Origin of the sequence: Streptomyces sp. NRRL S-87 (assembly GCF_000719335.1) — a bacterium.
Lineage (GTDB): Bacteria > Actinomycetota > Actinomycetes > Streptomycetales > Streptomycetaceae > Streptomyces.
This window is the reverse complement of sequence record NZ_JOGB01000250.1, coordinates 1-206: the sequence shown is the minus strand read 5'-3', so window position 1 is coordinate 206 and position 206 is coordinate 1. Positions and strand designations below refer to the sequence as shown.

1 protein-coding gene is annotated in these 206 nt (G+C 68.9%); it reads right to left on the bottom strand.

The annotated features are described in order from the left end of the window. On the bottom strand, positions 1–206 hold a 206-nt coding region (locus tag IF43_RS37680; protein ID WP_037891820.1), incomplete at both ends, for a methionine adenosyltransferase domain-containing protein.

Below are 206 nucleotides of genomic sequence, written 5' to 3'. Positions count from 1 at the left end.
CGGCGACCACGTTCTTGGCCACCCAGCGCATCGCGTACGCGGCCGAGCGGTCCACCTTCGAGGGGTCCTTGCCCGAGAACGCACCGCCACCGTGGCGGGACATGCCACCGTAGGTGTCGATGATGATCTTGCGGCCGGTCAGACCCGCGTCACCCATCGGGCCACCGATCTCGAACCGGCCCGTGGGGTTGACCAGCAGCCGGTAG